Annotated in this window: 15 protein-coding genes and 1 tRNA gene; 3 read left to right on the forward strand and 13 right to left on the reverse strand. The window is 62.8% G+C overall.

Going from position 1 to position 18,373, the window contains the following annotated elements:
* Nucleotides 1-957: 957 nt before the first annotated feature.
* Complete coding sequence (ligD, locus tag IVB19_RS20600; RefSeq protein ID WP_247487887.1) at nucleotides 958-1,836, reverse strand: non-homologous end-joining DNA ligase; 879 nt, start codon at nucleotides 1,834-1,836, stop codon at nucleotides 958-960.
* A gap of 614 nt (nucleotides 1,837-2,450) precedes the next feature.
* Here ligD and IVB19_RS20605 point away from each other — a divergent pair.
* Nucleotides 2,451-3,980 (forward strand): SUMF1/EgtB/PvdO family nonheme iron enzyme, encoded by a 1,530-nt coding sequence (locus tag IVB19_RS20605; protein WP_247819857.1) that lies wholly within the window; start codon nucleotides 2,451-2,453, stop codon nucleotides 3,978-3,980.
* Nucleotides 3,981-4,712: 732 nt separating this feature from the next.
* Here IVB19_RS20605 and IVB19_RS20610 read toward each other — a convergent pair.
* From IVB19_RS20610 to IVB19_RS20640, 7 genes are all read right to left on the reverse strand, one after another.
* A tRNA-Pro gene (locus IVB19_RS20610) sits at nucleotides 4,713-4,790 on the reverse strand.
* Between the two features lie 110 nt (nucleotides 4,791-4,900).
* On the reverse strand, nucleotides 4,901-5,479 hold the full coding sequence (locus IVB19_RS20615) for a MerR family transcriptional regulator (protein ID WP_007611070.1): 579 nt from the start codon (nucleotides 5,477-5,479) through the stop codon (nucleotides 4,901-4,903).
* A 27-nt stretch (nucleotides 5,480-5,506) separates the two neighbouring features.
* Nucleotides 5,507-5,848 carry an integration host factor subunit alpha gene (locus IVB19_RS20620; protein WP_018456841.1) on the reverse strand — a complete coding sequence of 114 codons (342 nt, stop codon included), beginning with the start codon at nucleotides 5,846-5,848 and terminating at the stop codon, nucleotides 5,507-5,509.
* Between the two features lie 133 nt (nucleotides 5,849-5,981).
* Complete coding sequence (locus IVB19_RS20625; protein WP_026233249.1) at nucleotides 5,982-6,962, reverse strand: beta-ketoacyl-ACP synthase III; 981 nt, start codon at nucleotides 6,960-6,962, stop codon at nucleotides 5,982-5,984.
* Complete coding sequence (plsX, locus tag IVB19_RS20630; RefSeq protein ID WP_247338762.1) at nucleotides 6,959-8,020, reverse strand: phosphate acyltransferase PlsX; 1,062 nt, start codon at nucleotides 8,018-8,020, stop codon at nucleotides 6,959-6,961. The genes IVB19_RS20625 and plsX overlap by 4 nt, the downstream gene beginning before the upstream one ends.
* Nucleotides 8,021-8,317: 297 nt before the next feature.
* Entirely contained in the window at nucleotides 8,318-8,881 is a 564-nt protein-coding gene (locus tag IVB19_RS20635) for a YceD family protein (protein WP_247338764.1), read from the reverse strand.
* The gene (locus IVB19_RS20640) at nucleotides 8,878-9,429 is read right to left on the reverse strand and encodes a ubiquinol-cytochrome C chaperone family protein (RefSeq protein WP_085383899.1); all 552 of its coding nucleotides are present in this window, start codon (nucleotides 9,427-9,429) and stop codon (nucleotides 8,878-8,880) included. The genes IVB19_RS20635 and IVB19_RS20640 overlap by 4 nt, the downstream gene beginning before the upstream one ends.
* Before the next feature lie 98 nt (nucleotides 9,430-9,527).
* Between IVB19_RS20640 and IVB19_RS20645 the strand changes: the two genes are divergently transcribed.
* Nucleotides 9,528-10,013, forward strand: a complete 486-nt coding sequence (locus IVB19_RS20645; RefSeq protein ID WP_018456846.1) for an outer membrane protein assembly factor BamE — start codon at nucleotides 9,528-9,530, stop codon at nucleotides 10,011-10,013.
* Between the two features lie 85 nt (nucleotides 10,014-10,098).
* Nucleotides 10,099-11,100, forward strand: a complete 1,002-nt coding sequence (locus tag IVB19_RS20650; protein WP_026233252.1) for a Bug family tripartite tricarboxylate transporter substrate binding protein — start codon at nucleotides 10,099-10,101, stop codon at nucleotides 11,098-11,100.
* A gap of 79 nt (nucleotides 11,101-11,179) precedes the next feature.
* Here the strand turns inward: IVB19_RS20650 and IVB19_RS20655 are convergent, their stop codons facing one another.
* The 5 genes from IVB19_RS20655 to IVB19_RS20675 form a co-directional block, all read right to left on the reverse strand.
* Entirely contained in the window at nucleotides 11,180-11,443 is a 264-nt protein-coding gene (locus IVB19_RS20655) for an acyl carrier protein (protein ID WP_085353407.1), read from the reverse strand.
* Nucleotides 11,440-12,918 (reverse strand): hypothetical protein, encoded by a 1,479-nt coding sequence (locus IVB19_RS20660; RefSeq protein WP_247476028.1) that lies wholly within the window; start codon nucleotides 12,916-12,918, stop codon nucleotides 11,440-11,442. Before IVB19_RS20660 ends, IVB19_RS20655 begins: the two co-directional genes overlap by 4 nt.
* Nucleotides 12,919-12,953: 35 nt before the next feature.
* Nucleotides 12,954-14,504: an amino acid adenylation domain-containing protein gene (locus IVB19_RS20665; RefSeq protein WP_256474560.1), complete on the reverse strand. Its 1,551-nt coding sequence runs from the start codon at nucleotides 14,502-14,504 to the stop codon at nucleotides 12,954-12,956.
* Entirely contained in the window at nucleotides 14,501-15,709 is a 1,209-nt protein-coding gene (locus IVB19_RS20670) for a class I SAM-dependent methyltransferase (RefSeq protein ID WP_247487882.1), read from the reverse strand. The genes IVB19_RS20665 and IVB19_RS20670 overlap by 4 nt, the downstream gene beginning before the upstream one ends.
* Nucleotides 15,710-16,062: 353 nt before the next feature.
* Entirely contained in the window at nucleotides 16,063-18,183 is a 2,121-nt protein-coding gene (locus IVB19_RS20675) for a sodium-translocating pyrophosphatase (RefSeq protein WP_026233254.1), read from the reverse strand.
* Nucleotides 18,184-18,373 lie beyond the last annotated feature (190 nt).

Consider the following 18,373-nt stretch of genomic DNA (forward strand, 5'->3'; position numbering starts at 1 on the left):
CTCCTATGTGAGCAGGTAGCCTCAACTTTCGGCGAACGATGATATTCGCGTCGTGCTAACTTTCCGCATTCCCGCACGTTTCGCGGAGGAAGCGGACCGGCACCTGACAAAGTGCGAAGTCCAATGCGGCTGAAAATGTGCGCTGTTTCATAAAAGTGCACAGACTGCGGGGCTAAAGTCATACACGCTTACTTTCCCTCGTACGTTGCGCCTGCACTATTTTTTGGCCTTTTCATTGTTTTGTGTTGGAGGCATTGATGAAGAGCTCTCGCGGACTCCTTTTTGCCCAGCGGTTGAACGAACTCAATTCTCAGCTCTCGCAATTGGAAGAACTTCGAGCTCAGATCAAAGAAGCGGAGCAGCGCGTCAGCGGTGCACCGACACTACGATCGGCCAAAAAATCCGAAGTCTCGCGAAGATCGATATCTGTCCTGACACTCGTTACCGGGCGCGCCGCTTCTATGCGACGGACTTCCTGAAGGGCGCGCCCTGCGCCCTGATGGAGTGGACGGATTCACCTATGAAAACGCTGGTACGGGAGAGGACTGCAAGGTAATCCTAGAAGCGCGACCAGCTTCAGTGTCGCGCAGTGATCATTCCCCAAATGCCAAGGCCCGTAAGAAGGGCGTGTTCCTAAAGGGAAGGCCTCCGGGAGGACGGAGGCCTAGTCTGGGGAGGTTGCATATGCTGAAAAACTTGACATGTTGCGTCTTGTTCCTACCGCCGCGCATGGAGCTGGCGCCTCCGCGCTGATCGCTAAATCTGCGTTATAGGAGCACTTGAGCAGGAGCCCTGCTCTCGGCCGGCAGCGGGCTTGTCCTGCCTTTAGCGAGCAATAGCGAGAGGCTTCAATAGAGCTCATCTGCTTGGATCGTTGGCGCTTCAACGGCAACTCATCTTCGTCGCTGACGCGGAGGCATCGCTAGCCCGCATGCAGAGGCGCCAAATGTACATGAGTTATTTCTTGGATAACCCTTTGAACGAACTGGCCCGCAGCAGGCCTTCAGAGGTGATGTCCCGGTATTCAACGTCCGCAAAAAACTTTGGCTCAACCCAGGTGGCTTTCGGTTTCTTGATGCGCTTAGTGAGCTTTTGCTTCGGGCTGACAACCGTATCAAGCGCCTTGCGGATCTCCGCCGATTTGGTCCGGCTCCAGCCAGTCCCGACCTTCCCCATGTAGCGCAGCTCTTTCCCTTCCTGCTTGCCGAGGTAGAGCGCGGCGACACCGGACGGGTCTTTGACGAATCCAACAACGGGGAATTTATCGCGCTGCACCGTCTTGATCTTCTGCCAGGCCTCAACCCGCTCCGACCGGTACGGCGCATCAACCCGCTTCGAGACGATGCCCTCGTAGTTCAGCTTGCTCGCGGCCTCGAACAGCGCCTGCCCGTCACCTTCATGGTGCTCGCTGTAGAAGATGGGGGCTTCCAGTCCGTTCTCATCTATCAGCTGCTTCAGCAACTCCTTACGGGCAAGCTGAGCCATTCTGCGAAGATCCTTGCCGTCCAGCCACAGGAGATCGAAGGCGAAGTAAACCAGACGGTCCTGGTCGCCTCTGCCAAGGTCTGCCTGAAGCTCGGAGAAGTTGGTTCGCCCCTCGTGAATGACGACCACCTCACCATCGACAATGGCTTGCCCTTCGATGTTGAACGCGCCGGCAATGACCGAGAACCGGTTGACCCAGTTATGGCCGTTGCGGGTAAAGGCTTTGCGGGTGTCGCCGTCGATGTGGAGCTGGATGCGGTAGCCGTCGTATTTGACTTCGTGAATCCACTGAGCCCCCGAAGGAGCTTTCATCTTCAGTGTCGCCAACTGGGGCCTGATGAAGCCCGGCATGGAAGCTCGCGGCTTCTTGGCCGGTGCTCGGGTACGCTTTGGCACTAACGCTACTCACAAAAAGCCCGCCGCCGGTGTTGGGAGCCGACGGCGGGGCAGTCTACCTTCTTAGATTAGTCACGAGACTCCTAACTTCGAGATCGGCAGCGTGTTCCGCGCAGGGCAATACAACCGGATCAGTGCTTTCGGGTTGTGAACAAAGCCGAACAGTAAGCGAACGCGGCCCGATAATCCGTTCTCGGTTACGCGGGCTGCGGCGCGCCACACCGACAAGAGATCGATGCCGATAACGCAGGCCGGCGTAGCGGCAGTTTGCTTGCACCACTGATTGACCGCGGAGATTACGCCGAACGTCAAAAGCCATGGAGCAGGTTATGTGAAGGTCGGGGATCGGCGCGCTCTGGTCGCCGGCCCTAAGCCCTATCCCTACGCACGAGGGTCATCGGCCGCGACCGCGTCGACGACGGGCAGGTGATCTGGGATGGCATTTCAATCGGCAAGGCGATGCAGACGAGTGCTTCGATGTTGTGTGCGTTCATCGATGTGATATCGTCGCGGACGATCCTTTTGATGGGTTGTATGCTGGGTCGCCTTGCAGTTTTGTGGGTCCCGCTATGGGCGAAATTCGCAACTTCCGATCCGGGAACAACGGTGGCCCCCCTTCACATGGCGTCGGGCCTCGTCGTCTCGCAGCGATCATTGTCGGTGACATAGCATCCTACAGTCGCTTGATGCAGACCGACGAGGAGGGCACGCACGCCCGCGTCAAGCGGATTGAGCGGGATCTCATCCAGCCCAGCATCATCGAGCATCATGGAAGCCTAGTGAAGACGACGGGCGATGGCTTCATCGCGATTTTCGACAGTCCGGTCGAGGCCGTGCGATGCAGCATCGTCATCCAGCAGAATCTCATCGGGCGCAACGCCTCGCTTCCGAGGGATACGCGGATCGAGTACCGGATTGGCGTCAATCTGGGCGACGTCATCGTTGAGTCGGACGATATCTACGGCGACGGCGTCAACATCGCCTCACGCATCGAGGGCATTGCGGAGCCTGGTCAGGTCTTTATCTCCGGCGCGATCTACGAGCAGATCAAGCACAAGGTCGTGTGCGGCTACGAGTCGCTGGGGGACCGTAAAGTCAAGAACATCACCGATCCCGTGCGCGTCTATCGCGTGCTGCCGGATGCAGATGCGGTCGGCAGGACCAAGGGCCGGCGCGAGAATATCTTGATCTTCCTCCTGAGCCTCACGTTGCTGGTCATTGCCACCGGCGTGCTATGGTACCTGCTGGCGCAGGCGCCGGGCAAGGTGAGCGAGCAGGCCACCCTGCCCGCCCCTTCTTCGGCCGCATCGCCGAGCCCGCAGCGTCCGCCGCGCGAAGCGGCGCCGCAGACGCCGCAGCCTTCTCCCTCGTTGGCTTCGTCGCCTCCCTCGCCCGCTCCGGTGCCAAGTCCATCGACAGTTCCTGTCCGCGAACCCGAGATGGTCGCCATTCGCGGCGACAGCTTTGCGATGGGAAGCAATGACGACCCGACCGAGCGTCCCGTCCATCAGGTGACGGTCAAGCCGTTCTCGATCGGAAAATACCCGGTGACCGTGCAGGAATGGAACGAGTGCGCCGCTGCAAAGGCGTGCAGCTTCACCGCCATCGGCAAAGACGATGCGCCGATCAGCAATGTGAGCTGGACCGACGCGCAGCAATATGCGGCCTATCTCGCCAAGGCGACGAAGAAGACGTATCGGCTTCCGAGCGAAGCCGAATGGGAATATGCCGCGCGGGGCGGAACGCAGACCAAATATTGGTGGGGCGACAAGCTGCAGCCGGGCATGGCCGGTTGCAAGGATTGCGGTGATCTCGTGGCCGAGCAGCCAGCGAAGGTCGGTAGCTTCAGGCCAAATCCGTTCGGGCTCCACGACATGGGCGGCGGTATCGATCAGTGGGTCGAGGACTGCTGGCACAAGACCTATCAGGGCGCGCCCGGCGACGGATCGGCATGGAGCAGCGGCGACTGCAGCGCTCACGTCCTGCGCTCCGGCTCCTGGAAGAACGATTCGAGATATGTGCGGCCGTCCAACCGCGATGGCTACGACACCAATGTTCGCTATCCGACGCACGGATTCCGCGTGGCGCTCAGTCCTTAAGTGGTGGAGTTGGTCTGATGCTGATCCTTCGTTGCGTCAGCGAAGACGGTCGCAAGCAGCAGTGCGATCGGAGCAGCACGCTCGGCGACATTTGCGGAAGTGCCACTGCGGCCGCGGCGAGCGCGGCGGTTGTGGCGAGGACGACCACCATGGCGGCCCCAGTTCGGGAGTAGGTATCCCTAGAGGACGACCGGCTGTCTTCGTCGGTTCGCTATCGTTCTCTCGGACTGCCGGGCGCGACGGGGAAATAGGGTGCAAGCCGAGTTCGGCCGCAAGCCGGCCGGGCGGTCACGATCACCTTAACCTGCATCCGAAGAGCTTTGGATGGATGCCAGCGCGAGACGGCTTCTCAAGCTCGGGACGCGGTCGATCGCGATGCACTCGCTTTCGAGGCTGCCGAGATCAGCGATTGTGAGCTGGCGAAGCTTCGGCAGCACACGCTGCCATTCGGGAGTCGCCGCCCTGCTCTAGAGGAGGCGGCTCTGTCGCCGAACAGCCAAGATGGCCAACTCGACGGAGACCAACACGAGACTATGCGAACCTACAAGCCGGCCACGACGGCGGCGGTGCGGCAATTTGAGGAGGCGCCGCTAAAGGGGCGGCGAATTGCTTCCGCAGGTCAGTGCTTTTGCCAAACGGTTCGCCCTCCGTGCGGCCAGTGCAGAGTTTCCCCGAGGTTTCCCGGAGGCGAACCAAGCCCTTGGCCCGCTCAGATTAAGTCCTTGATTTTATTGGTCGGAGCGAGAGGATTTGAACCTCCGACCCCTAGTCTCCCAGACTAGTGCGCTAACCGGGCTGCGCCACGCTCCGAACGTCGTTCCATTAGCTAGGATCGCCGCTTTGCGCAAGGCGAGGTGACACCATTTTGCTGTCTCCGCCGAAAGGCCTCGGAACTGGCCCAAAGCCGACGGAGTCCGGCGTCAGGCGTCCTTCAATGCCTGATCCAGCATTTCGCGGCAGGCGATGAGCTCGGCGAGCACCCGTCCGAGGCGCTCCCGGTCGATGGCGCTGGGGCCTGCGGGCGCGGCGGGGGTGCCGCCCTTGCGGAAGGTGGTGAGGATTTCCTCGTCATCGGTCTCGGAGAAGCGGAAGTCGATGCCCTCCTCCTCCTCGCCCTGGTAGTCGTCATCGTCGCTGTCGCGGGCGCCGCGGACGCCGGTCTCCTCCTCGGGCTCCATCAGGCTGGCGCCGACGGCGTCCTCGATGGCGCCGAACGAGACCGCGGCCGCGCTGTCGGCGAGGCCCTGCACCGATTTGACGCCGTGCTCTTTCAGGATCCGCTGCACCCCGCGGATGGTGTAGCCCTCCCCGTAGAGCAGACGGCGGATGCCCTTGAGCAGGTCGACGTCGTCGGGGCGGTAATAGCGGCGGCCGCCGCTGCGCTTCATCGGCTTGATCTGGGAGAATCGGGTCTCCCAGAACCGCAGCACGTGCTGCGGAATGTCGAGTTCCTGCGCTACTTCGCTGATGGTTCGGAACGCATCCGGCGCCTTGTCCAAATGCCAAATCCTTATCCAGAGGGCGGATTACGCCTCGGGTTGCGCCTTGCTGGCGTCGCCATTGGTGCGGTGCTGGGCGTTGATCCGCTGCTTCAGGATCGCCGACGGCTTGAACACCATGACCCGGCGCGGCGAGATCGGCACCTCGGTGCCGGTCTTCGGGTTGCGACCGATGCGCTGACCCTTCTTGCGGACCATGAAGGAGCCGAACGAGGACAGCTTCACCGTCTCGCCCTTCTCAAGGCAATCGGTGATCTCCTTCAGCACGAGTTCCACGAAGGCAGACGATTCCGTGCGCGACAGCCCCACCTTCTGGTAGACGGCTTCGCACAGATCGACACGCGTTACGGTTTTACTTTGATCGGTCATCGCCCTGCCCCACATCACGGCGAACAATTGTTGTCTGAAATTATGAGCTTACGATACAGCGGTCAACAGCGCTCATCAATGCAGGCGCATCGATAATCCGCGCTGATTCGGGCAAAATTTTACCGAGTGTGGCTTACCAGCGCACCAGCGCGGAGCCCCAGGTGAAGCCGCCGCCCATGGCTTCGAGCAGAACCAGGTCGCCGCGCTTGATGCGGCCGTCCTTGCGCGCCACCGACAGCGCCAGCGGGATCGAGGCCGCCGAGGTGTTGCCGTGAAGGTCCACCGTCAGCACCACCTTCTCCGGCGCGATATGGAGCTTGTGCGCGGACGCATCGATGATTCGCTTGTTGGCCTGGTGCGGCACGAACCAGTCGATGCTGTCGGCATTGAGCCCGGTCGCCTTGAAGGCGTCGACGATCACGTCGGTGATCATGCCGACCGCGTGCTTGAAGACCTCGCGGCCCTCCATGCGCAGATGGCCGACAGTCTGGGTCGAGGACGGGCCGCCGTCGACGAACAGCTTCGCCTTGTGACGGCCGTCGGAGCGCAGATGCGTGGTCACGATCCCGCGGTCGGTCGCGGCATTGCCCGGCTGCTCCTGCGCCTCCAGCACCACCGCGCCGGCACCGTCGCCGAACAGCACGCAGGTGCCGCGATCGGTCCAGTCGAGGATGCGCGAGAAGGTTTCCGCGCCGATCACCAGCGCGCGCTTGAAGGCGCCGGTGCGCAGGAAATTATCGGCGGTGGCGAGCCCGAACACGAAGCCCGAGCACACCGCCTGAAGGTCGAAGGCCGCGCCATGGTTGATGCCGAGCCCGTGCTGCACGGCGACCGCGCTTGCGGGGAAGGTGTTGTCAGGCGTCGAGGTCGCGAGCACGATCAGGTCGATCGACTGCGCGTCCACGCCAGCGTCCGCGAGCGCAGCCTGCGCCGCCTTCAGCGCCAGATGCGAGGTGAACTCGCCCTCGGCCGCGATATGCCGCTCGCGAATGCCGGTGCGTTGCACGATCCACTCGTCGGACGTGTCAATGCGCGCCGCCAATTGGGCGTTGGTCACCACCTGCTCCGGCAAATAAGAGCCGCAGCCCAGCACGACCGAACGAATTTGAGTCACGAAACAGCCTCCTGCGCGGCCTGCACGGAACTGAGTGCACCACCTTCGCGATTGAGCATCTGATTGATCTTGTTGAGGAGATCGAATTTGACCATCTCATAGCCAACATCGATCGCATAGGCAAAGCCTTCGGCAGCGATTCCGCCATGGCTCTTGACCACGATCCCGTTCAACCCCAGCAACACGCCGCCGTTGGATTTGTTCGGATCCATCTTGTTGCGCAGGGCCTGGAAGGCGTTGCGCGCAAAGAGATAGCCGAGCTTTGACAGCCAGCCCCGCTTCATCTCGTCCCGGAGCAATTCCGCCATCTGCCGCGCGGTTCCCTCCGCGGCCTTCAGCGCGATGTTGCCGCTGTAGCCCTCGGTGACGATGACATCCGCCACCCCCTTGCCGATGCCGTCGCCCTCCACGAACCCGAGATAGTCGAGCTCGGGCAGGTTCCTGGCGCGCAGGATTTCGCCGGCCTCGCGAATCTCCTCATGCCCCTTGATCTCCTCGACCCCGATATTGAGCAGGCCGACCGTGGGACGCTTTTTGTTGAACAACACGCTGGCCATCGCCGCGCCCATGATGGCGAGCGACACCAGATGATGCGTATCGCCGCCGATGCTGGCACCGAGGTCGAGGACGACGGAATCGCCGCGCCTGGTCGGCCACATGCCGGCGATGGCCGGACGGTCGATGCCCGGCAGCGTGCGCAGGTGGAAGCGCGACATCGCCATCAGCGCCCCGGTATTCCCGGCGGAGACCGCAACATCCGCCTCGCCCTTTTTCACCGCATCGATGGCAAGCCACATGGACGAGGTCCTGCGGCCGCGCCGCAGCGCCTGGCTCGGCTTTTCCTCGCCGCTGACCGCGACATCGGTGTGGATGATCTTCGAGGCCGCCTTCAGCGTGGGGTGGCGGTCGAGCTCGGGTTCGATCTTGGCGCGGTCCCCGATCAGCAGGAATTCGATCTCGCGATGCCTTTGGAGCGAGATGGCGGCGCCTGGGATGACCACCGCGGCGCCGGCGTCGCCCCCCATGGCGTCAAGCGCGATGCGAACCTTGCTTGGCATAAAAGTCCTGGAAACCTGGGTCTGGTGCGGTCTTGAACGAGCGGGGCCGCAAATGGGTTCGCCACGAACATGGCGGTCGGTCAAGCGCCACGCCGCACCCGGACCGGGGCGCGACAATAGCGTTTTGTTATCCCGAAACAACCTCTTGCCCCCAGCCTTTTGCATTCGGGAGCATCGGGCTGCGGACGGACTAATTCACAAGAAGTACATCAAAATCAAACGGATAATCGAGCTTTTCAAACCACCGCCGCAAACATCTCGCCCCGTCCCGAAGCGGTCCTCTGGAGAAGGTGGCACCTATTTGTCTTTCTTCCCGTCCTGAAGTGCCTTCAGGACCGCAAAGGGGTGGTCCTCCGGATCGGGAGCGATAACCTCGGGCTCAAACACGACCCCCGGCTTGCGCGGATAGGGATCGACCGCCAGGAACAGGGCATCGGTGGCAAGTCTCCCAAGGTCGATGATGCCATTGACGATCGCCTCCGGCGGGTCGGCGACCTGCTCCTGATCGTCGTGCCCCTCCTCCATCAGGTCGGCCAAGCGGCGGACCTCGGCCTCGGGGGCGAATATCAGGTCCACCTCCTCGTCGATGTCGCTCTCCATCGGATCAAGCGTGACCACACAGGTCTGGCCGATCCGGGCGCGAACGTGCCCCGTGACCTGGATCCGGTTGCCGCTTTTCGGCACGACATCGAAATCGGCCTGGACCGAGACAACCTCGCGCAAGCCTGCCGTCTCAGCCATAGCCTGTCGCTCGGCGGCCGAGGCCTCGAGCTTGCGATGCAGGCCGGTATCCGGGATCTGTGCAACGATGACGGGCACCCGCCAGGGATCGGGCCCGGATGCTGGTATCGGTCGGGTCATGGCGTGACATCCTCAGGAAGCGCTGGAGGAAACTTGAAGGACGCACCCAGCAGTGCGGCCTCGCCGGTCTGGGCGAGGTTGGCCTCGGCCGCCCTGGCATAGGCCGCGAGCTGCTGCGCCTGGTCCATGCCGGCCCCGTTCAAGATATTCTTGCAGATCGCGGATGCCAGCGCCTCGCCGCCGCCTTCCATGGCCTGATCGTAGGCCTGGACCCGGCCATAAAACGCCTCGCCGAAGGCCCGCATCCGCTTCGGCACGGTCTGGTCGCCTATCCCCATCTCGCGCAGATTGTCGTCCATGTCCTCGCAGAAGCGGTCGAACAGCGCCTGCGACAGCTCGGTGGCGCTCTGGACCGTGCGCAGGCGGCGCAGCAGCAGCCAGAGGTGCAGCAGCAACAGATCGAAACGCCCGTTAACGGTATCCGGCACGCCCAAGTCGCGGTAAAATATGGGTTCTCGCGCCTGCGTCACGATCATGCCATAGATGGCTTCAATGGTGCCCGGCGAGGCTAGGCGGGGTTTCCTGAAGTGATTGAACGGCCAAAGCATTGTGGTTTCCGCAAGCGGGCGCGCGCGTGTTGCATTCAGAGCCTCCGCCCGGTACTTCAGCGCCTCGCGCGACGCAAGGGGACGGAATCAGTTCCGCTATGACGATAACGAACCAGACCAGCCTGCGTGCAGACAAGCCGCGCGGCCTTCATGCACGTTGGCGCGGCTTGCGCCTGTTCGCGGCCGCGGCCCTGGTTGGCGCCGCGCTTGCGGGCTGCACCGGCGAGCAGTTCCAGAAGGGTTACATCCTGCCGCCCGGCGCACTGGAGCAGATCCCGATCGGTGCGAGCCAGGACCAGGTGCTGATCGTGATGGGCACCCCCTCCACCGTCGCAACCCTCGACGGCGAGGTGTTCTATTACATCTCCCAGCGCTCCGAGCGCATTGTCGCCTTCATGAACCAGAGGGTGGTCGACCAGCGCGTCATCGCGGTCTATTTCGACAAGAACCGGCGTGTGCGCCGGCTTGCGAATTACGGTCTCCAGGACGGCAAGATCTTCGATTTCATCAGCCGGACGACGCCGACCTCGGGCCAGGAGATGAGCTACCTCACGCCGATCTTCAAGCTGCTCAGCTTTAACTGAGCCTTCAGCCTGCGGCTTCGTGCGGCTTGCCGTTGCGCATACGCTTCCATACGCTCCTGCAAAATAAGATGCAGGGAGTGGATTCGTGCCCAATCAATTGCTGTCCCGCCGTCGCGTGCTCACTGGCGCTGCCGCTATCTCGGCCGCAGCGATCCTGCCGCGATCGAGCTTGGCGGACTGGAAGCCGACCGAAAACGTCCGCCTCGTCGTGCCGGCTGCCGCCGGCGGTTCGACCGACGTGATGGGTCGGCTTCTGGCGGCGCATCTGCAGGCCGCCTGGGGCCAATCGGCCGTGGTGGAAAACCGGTCCGGCGGCGGCGGTACGATCGGCACGGCCGAGGTGGTCCGCGCCAAGCCGGACGGCCACACCATCCTGATCGGCAATCCCGGCCCGAACGCGATCGCCTACAGCATTTTCAAGAACCTCACCTACAAGCCGGACCAGCTCCAGCCGGTCTCCAACATGATCCGGATCCCGAACATCGTCTCGGCGCATCCCAAGACCGGCATCAAGTCGATCGCCGAGCTGGTCGCCTATCTAAAGGCCAATCCGGACAAGCTCAGCTACGCCTCCTCAGGCGTCGGCCAGAGCCCTCACCTCACCGGCGCCTGGTTCCTGCAGCTCACCGGGCTGAAGATGACGCACATCCCGTTCCGCGGCGCCGGTCCCGCGCTCCAGGCGGCGCTCGCCGGCGACATCCAGATCCTGTTCGACAACCTCTATCCGAGCCTGCCGCAGGTACAGAACGGCACCCTCACCGGCCTCTGCGTCACCACGACGGAGCGCAGCGACCTCGCGCCGAACCTACCGACCATGCGCGAGAGCGCGCCGGAGCTTGCGGCTTTCGACGTCTCGTCGTGGTTCTCGGTGTTCCTGCCGAAGGGTGTGCAGCCCGCCGTTCTCGAAGCGCTCAACCTTCAAGTGAAGGCGATGCTCGAGCGCGACGACATCAAGAAGAACATCCTGGCCATGGGGGCCCGCGCCGACTACGGCACGCCCGACCAGTTTGCCGCCTTCGTGGACGCCGAGACGAAGAAGTTCGCCGGCATCATCCAGAAGGAAGGGCTGCAGATGGACGTGCAGTAGCTTTCGCATCCGCGGACGCGGCCCAACATGCAGCGCCGGGCCGCGCTTTCGCGGTGAGCGCGTGGCGACACATCGGTTGCTACGCAAGCTCGGCCGACGGCTGTCCCACCAAAGCGGCAATCGCCGAAATCGAGTCCAGGCGCGTCAAATCGAAGCCGATGTCGGAGAAGTTGATCCCGTGGTCGGTCTCAATGCTCATGATCAGCTCGACCGCGTCGAGCGAATCGAGGCGGCCGCTGGTGAACAGCAGATCATCGTCACCAAGCGGCGCGCTGTCGCCCTTCATCAGCAGCCGCTGCACGATGTAGCGTCGCATCTGCGATCTGACTTCATTCGTGGTCATGTCGAGACTCCCAGGAGATAGAACAGGAATTCGGCGCGTTGCCCGAGCGAATGCTCGCGGTCGAGCGGCGCATCGAAGACGTGAATGAGACAAAAGAAGCTCGACACCCACAGGCAAGGCAGCAAGCGGCCACGCAGCCATCCTCGCGGCGCCAGTTGTGGGGCGCGGCGCATCTGCGAGAGCCCGACGCTGATGGCCAGGACAAACGTGTAGAACGCGTGCGATTGCTGACCGACCACGGCCCGCCAAAGGCCCATTTCGCCGACGAAATGAATATCTCGGATGAAGTGAAACAGCAAATTGCCGACACAGGCCGCGGCAAAGGTGGCGAAGAACATGCGAAGCCGGCGATGGCCGCGGAGGCAGCGAACAAAGGTGGGGTAGAAGAAATGGTCGACGAGCAGTTCTTTGTAATAGAAATAGTAGCGATTCCAGAATTCCGCGAGCGTCGTTGACTCCAGAGGCCGGTAGGTGTTGCGCAGCAGGCGAAAGCCGGCAAGTCGCGCCGTGGCGATGATGACGCCGCCGAACACGGTCATGCTCAGCAAGTCCTCGACGAAGAAGCTGACGAGGCTCGCCCATCCGACGAAACGCGGCCAGGGATGGCCCACGAGATATTGCAGCAGGTTGTCGTCGAACATTGGAAGCTGCAAACGCCCGTGGACGATCTCGACGAGACAGACTCTGACGATGGCGAGCACAAGGATCCAGACCGCAAGCTTGACGCCCTTGAGCTGCGTCACTGCAAGCTCCTCGGGTGTCTTGGCCTCGAAGCGGTCGAGATAAGACAGCCCCTTCCCGAACGGCGTCAGCGACGATCCCCAGAAGGGGTGGAAAACGCTCAGGTGCCGCCACACCGGAGATCGCTTCCTGCCCGCATCGGCCAAACCATAGGCAAGAAACCACAAATAGGGCTGGAACGTCATCAGAAACGACCACAGCAGAACACGCGGCAGGCCGGCCATCATCGTGGCCTGCGTCAGCGCGACGAGTGCCAGGAACGCCAGCAACAGGCTGAGCGTCGGGCGGCGGAAGACCACCGTCCCTGGCCCCTGCATGATCAGCAGGCCCGCGAACAGCGCAAACACGACGACCAGCATGACCGCTTCCAGCAGCGGCTGATGGATCCGGTCGCCGACGCCTTCGTCGATCGTCAGCCGTTCGAGAAAACCGCGGTCGATCAGGAAGCCGCTGTGATAGAGCAGCAACAAGGTTGCGAGCAGGATCAGGACGCGCCGGTACCGGCCGGCATAGGCGCACACCAGCGCGAGTCCCGCCGCTGAAAAATCGATACCTATCTGCCGAAACAAAACCGCGAGCAGTCCGACCGCGCAGCAGAGCAGCACGCGGCCACCGATGTCCTGGACCCCCGCCACGAGCCTCGGGTGCCGATCGATCTTGGGGATCAACCGCCACGACGGCTTCGCAGGAAGACCCGATGGCGCGTAGCCGTAGGGCTGGCTTTCAACACTCATCGGACAACGCGCGCGATTACTACGAGCTGTTGCATCTACGAGGCCCTTGCAACAGCTTCGCCGAGCAGTGACGCTACCGAGCGCCGGTCCGCCTTGCCATTGGCATTGACGGGAATGTCTTCCATCCAGATGAACCGGCCCGGCACCATGTAGGCGGGAAGGTGCGCAGTGCAGTGCTGGCGCAGATCGCTTTCCGCCATTCTTGCACCCGAATACGCGGCCAGCAGCCGACTGGCGCCACTGGCGTCGTGCTGCACCACGGCGAGCGCACGGGTTATTCCCCTGCACGCCATCAGCGCGTGGTCGATCTCCTCCAGCTCGACCCGATACCCCCGAAGCTTGACCTGATTATCCGCGCGACCGCGGAAACGCAGGACGCCGGTTTCAAGGTCGGCCTCCACGAGGTCGCCGCTCCGATAGAGGATCGACCGATAGCCGTCGATCAGAGGGTCCTGACAGAAACGGCGGGCGGTCTCTTGCGGGTTGTTGATGTAGCCGAGCCCTACCCCAGGGCCTCCCAGCCACAACTCGCCGGCAGTGCCCGCAAGCGCCGGCTTCATCTCTTCGTCCAGGATCCGGTAGCTGAAATTGGGATTGAGCCGCCCCAGTGGCGCCAACCCGTCCTTGGTCTCAAAAACGGATTCGACGATCTCGAAACCGCTGCAAATGCAGCTCGTCTCGGTCGGGCCGTAGCAATTGATCAGCTTCGCCGTGCCGGCAAACGCGTCGTGGAACCGACGAAGCCGGGCCAGCGGAAACCCTTCACCGCCGAACATGAACCGGCTGACGCTCGGCAGCCAATTCGGGCTCAGAAGGTGCATGGAGTCCAGGAACATGAAGAGGGTCGGCACGGCGAAGAAGAACGTGCACTGATGCTTGGTGATCTCCGACACCAGCTCTGCAGGGGGCCGCCCCTTCTGCGCGTCCAGCGCGACGACCGCCGCTCCGTTCAGGAAGCCGGCATAGATGTCGAAGACCGAATTGTCGAAATAGATCGGGTTGACATTCGTCAGCCGGTCACCGGGTCCAATTCCAAGATCGCTCTTCGCCCAGGCGATCAGGTGAAGCACCCCTTGATGGGGGATGACCACGCCCTTCGGTTCGCCCGTCGATCCCGAGGTGAACATGACATAGGCCGGATCGGCCCCGGTGATCAGGGATGTCAGCGGCAGATTGTCGTCTTCAAGCTGCGACAGGGCATGATGCAAGGCAGCCCGGGCAATTGCATCGCCGATCAATGTCCGCGGCCCAGCTCCCTCGCGCACGCTGACGATCAGCGCGGGCCGGCATCGCTCCAGCATCAGCCGGGCACGTTCCTCGGGGGCCGCAGGATCGAGGAAGACACAGGGTGCTCCGATCTTGATGCAGGCGATCGCGAGCGCATAGGCCTCGGCGATTTTCGGCAATTCAAGGCACACCACGGCGCCCTTGTTGACGCCCCGCGATGTCAACCAACGCGCCAACCGGTTTGCCAACCGGTTGAGCTCCGAAAAGGCAAAGCTGTCGCCTTCGCACAACAGGGCGACGGCGTCCGGCGAGGACGCAACGGTCTCTTCGAAATGCAGCGCCAGATTATGGGCGGTCATACCGACGCCTCGACCAATTCATTGTCGCCGCGATCGCCCGGCGCGTTCGACGAGGCCTGTACGATCTCGGCAAAATCTCGCTGGTTGAGCGCGATCACGGCCGCCGGCAATTTCGCCTCCGGAAACTGGGCCTGCAACACGTCCCCGAGCTCCATGCCGAGATGCTGAAGGAACGCGGCGGCCATCGGATCGGTCGCCAGCGGCCTGCCCTCACTTTCCCCTTGCTTCATGTCCGGCACGAGGCTGCTGTTCTCGCTGTCAGCTGAAGCAGCTTCGCGATCGACACGCAGCACCACGTCGTAGCGATAGCGGGTCAGTTCGTAGCTTGATCCGCGCTTGAGCAGGATTTCCGCACCCGATATCCGCGGGATGGATCCGAAAATACCCTGAAAGTAGCGGGGGTCGATCACCAACTCGCGCTCCTGGGCGATCGACAGGAAGATCTTTCGCGCGAGCGCGGCATCCGTGGCTCCCGAAACTTTCGCGGATTGAACTTCGCGATGGAAGACCGGCAGGAGCTCGAGGTTACGAACGTCGCCGACGAAGATGTGCCCCCCAGGAGCCACCAGGCCTGCGGCTTGCTCCAAGACTAAGTGCAGGTATTCGATGCCGGGAAAGTATTGCACGACCGAATTGAGCACCACTGCATCGAACGAATTCAGCGGCAAGCCGCTCAAATCGGCGGCTTCCCGCTCTAGAAACTCGACATGCCGAAGCTCGGGCTTCGACTGCGCGAACGCACGCAGCCGCTGAACGGCCACCGGCGAGAGGTCGGTCCCGCAATATACGTCACAGCCGGGCGCAAGCTTTTCGACGAGCAAGCCGACGCCGCACCCGATCTCCAACACCCGCCTTGCGCCAAGAGCACGAATTTGCAGGATCGTATGATCGAGCCAATCGACCATATCGGGTTCGGGAATGGGCCTGTTGGTGAAGTTGCTGGTCCAACCGACGAATGACGGCACAACACCGTCGGCGTCATGGCGATATGCTTGATCGAAAGCGCGACGCCATTGCGCAACTCTGCGATCCGACTCGGCCTGGAGACGCTTCGCCTTGCCGGCGCTCAGATGATCGGGGTCAATTGCGACGAAAGCGACCTCGGACTGACCGCCGTGGCCAGGCTCGGCGCTGAGGAAAGCATCCGCCACGCCCGGATGCGCCATCAATGCCCGCTCAATCTCGTTCACAGGCCGTGCAGGCAACGGAACCTCCCTCTCGCGGACGGCAGGCAGCGAACCCTGAGCATGTCGAGAGCGCGCCGCGCGCGGAGCACCACACGCGTGCTGCGGAGCTCCCTAAGATGTCGCTGACAGTCTCTCGTATTTCTAGAACTCGGCCGGTTAAGCAACCCTAAATGTGCGCACGCGTAGGGTGCACATTTTCGGGCGGCTTACGCCCTCGGCATCGATGGATCGCTCTGATGACCGGATTGTTGCGTTCCGCGTCCCGCCGGGCGGGTTTCATGTTCAGATGATGCGCCGGCCTCCGGCAGCACACACGCAAAGAAAGACCCCGCAGGCCTGCGCCGCGGGGTCTTCGTTCAGCAACGTCTACCTCAGTGCGCCAGGACTGCCAGCAGCAGCAACGCCACGATGTTGGTGATCTTGATCATCGGGTTCACCGCCGGGCCGGCCGTGTCCTTGTAGGGATCGCCGACGGTGTCGCCGGTCACGGCCGCCTTGTGGGCGTCACTGCCCTTGCCGCCGAAATGACCGTCTTCGATGTACTTCTTGGCGTTGTCCCAGGCGCCCCCGCCCGAGGTCATCGAGATCGCGACGAACAGGCCCGTCACGATCACGCCGAGCAGCATCGCGCCCACCGCCGAGAACGCCGCCGACTTGCCGGCCGCCCCGCCCCCCGCGATCGCATAGATCACGAAGTAGACGAAGATCGGTGACAGCACCGGAAGCAGCGAGGGGATGATCATTTCCTTGATCGCCGCTTTGGTCAGAAGGTCGACCGCCTTGCCGTAATCCGGCTTGTCGGTGCCTTGCATAATGCCCGGCTTCTCGCGGAATTGTCGGCGGACCTCCTCGACGATCGCGCTCGCCGCGCGGCCCACGGCGGTCATGCCCATCGCGCCGAACAGATACGGCAAGAGACCGCCGAACAACAGGCCTACCACGACGTAGGGATTGTTGAGCGAGAAGTCCGGTTTGACGCCGGCGAAGTAGGCGTGGTGCGCGGAGTCCGCAATGAAGAACTTGAGATCCTCGTTGTAGGCCGCGAACAGCACCAGGGCGCCGAGACCGGCGGAGCCGATCGCGTAGCCCTTGGTCACCGCCTTGGTGGTGTTGCCGACTGCATCGAGCGCGTCGGTCGACTTGCGAACCTCCTTCGGCAGGCCCGCCATCTCGGCAATACCGCCGGCGTTGTCGGTCACCGGACCGAACGCGTCGAGCGCGACGACCATGCCGGCGAGCGCCAGCATCGTGGCGGTCGCGATCGCGATGCCGAACAGGCCGGCGAGGCTGTGGGTGACCAGGATGCCGGCGATGATGACGATCGCGGGCAGCGCGGTCGCTTCCATCGAGATGGCGAGGCCCTGGATCACGTTGGTGCCGTGGCCGGTCACCGAGGCCTGGGCGATCGACTTCACCGGACGATAGTCGGTGCCGGTGTAGTATTCGGTGATCCAGATGATCAGCGCGGTGACGGCAAGGCCGACCACGCCGCACTCGAACAGCGCCATGCCGGTATAGTCGACGCCGGCGAGCTTGCCGAAGCCGATCAGGTAATGGATCACACCGGCGATGCCGACCAGCGAGAGGACGCCGGTTGCGATCAGACCCTTGTAAAGCGCGCCCATGATCGACTGGCTCGGCCCGAGCTTCACGAAGAAGGTGCCGATAATCGAGGTGATGATGCAGATGCCGCCGATGGCGAGCGGCAACGTCATCATGTCGGCGAGGATCGGCGTCTTGGCGAAGAAGATCGCCGCCAGGACCATGGTGGCGACCGCGGTCACCGCATAGGTTTCGAACAGGTCGGCGGCCATGCCGGCGCAGTCGCCGACATTGTCGCCCACGTTGTCGGCGATGGTGGCCGGGTTGCGCGGATCGTCCTCGGGGATGCCGGCCTCGACCTTGCCGACGAGGTCGCCGCCGACGTCCGCACCCTTGGTGAAGATGCCGCCGCCGAGACGAGCGAAGATCGAGATCAGCGAGGCGCCGAAGCCGAGCGCCACCATGGCGTCGATGACGACGCGGCTGTCAGGCGCAAGCTTCAGCGAATGGACCAGGAAGCCGAAATAGAGGGTCACGCCAAGCAGCGCGAGACCCGCCACCAGCATGCCGGTGATGGCGCCCGCCTTGAAGGCGAGCTCGAGACCACCCGCGAGCGACGTGGTCGCCGCCTGGGCGGTGCGCACATTGGCGCGGACCGAGACGTTCATGCCGATGAAGCCGGCCGCCCCCGACAGGATCGCGCCGATGGCAAAACCGATCGCGACGTAGAGTCCCAGGAAATAGGCAAGCAGCACGAAGATGACGATGCCGACCATCCCGATCGTGGTGTATTGACGCCGCAGGTAGGCCTGGGCGCCTTCGCGCACCGCTGCCGCGATTTCCTGCATGCGCGGAGACCCCGCATCCGCGCTCAACACCGAAGACGTCGCCCAGATCGCGTAGACGACGGAAAGCACTCCGCAGAGCACAATCAACCATAATGCTGTCATGTGATTTTTTGCCTCAGATCCTTGATGAACGTACCCCCGGCGCCTTTTGTTTTCCGTCGTGCGGTGCGGCGCCTTGATTTTGAAGAAGGCCGCTCCTTGCCCGAAGGCGCGGCCTTAGTCGGTCACGACCTTGCCAAAATCAAATTGAGGGTGCAACGCCAGATAAGGCCGAAAAGCCGATCTCGGCAGG

Origin of the sequence: Bradyrhizobium sp. 187, from assembly GCF_023101005.1 — a bacterium.
Lineage (GTDB): Bacteria > Pseudomonadota > Alphaproteobacteria > Rhizobiales > Xanthobacteraceae > Bradyrhizobium > Bradyrhizobium canariense_D.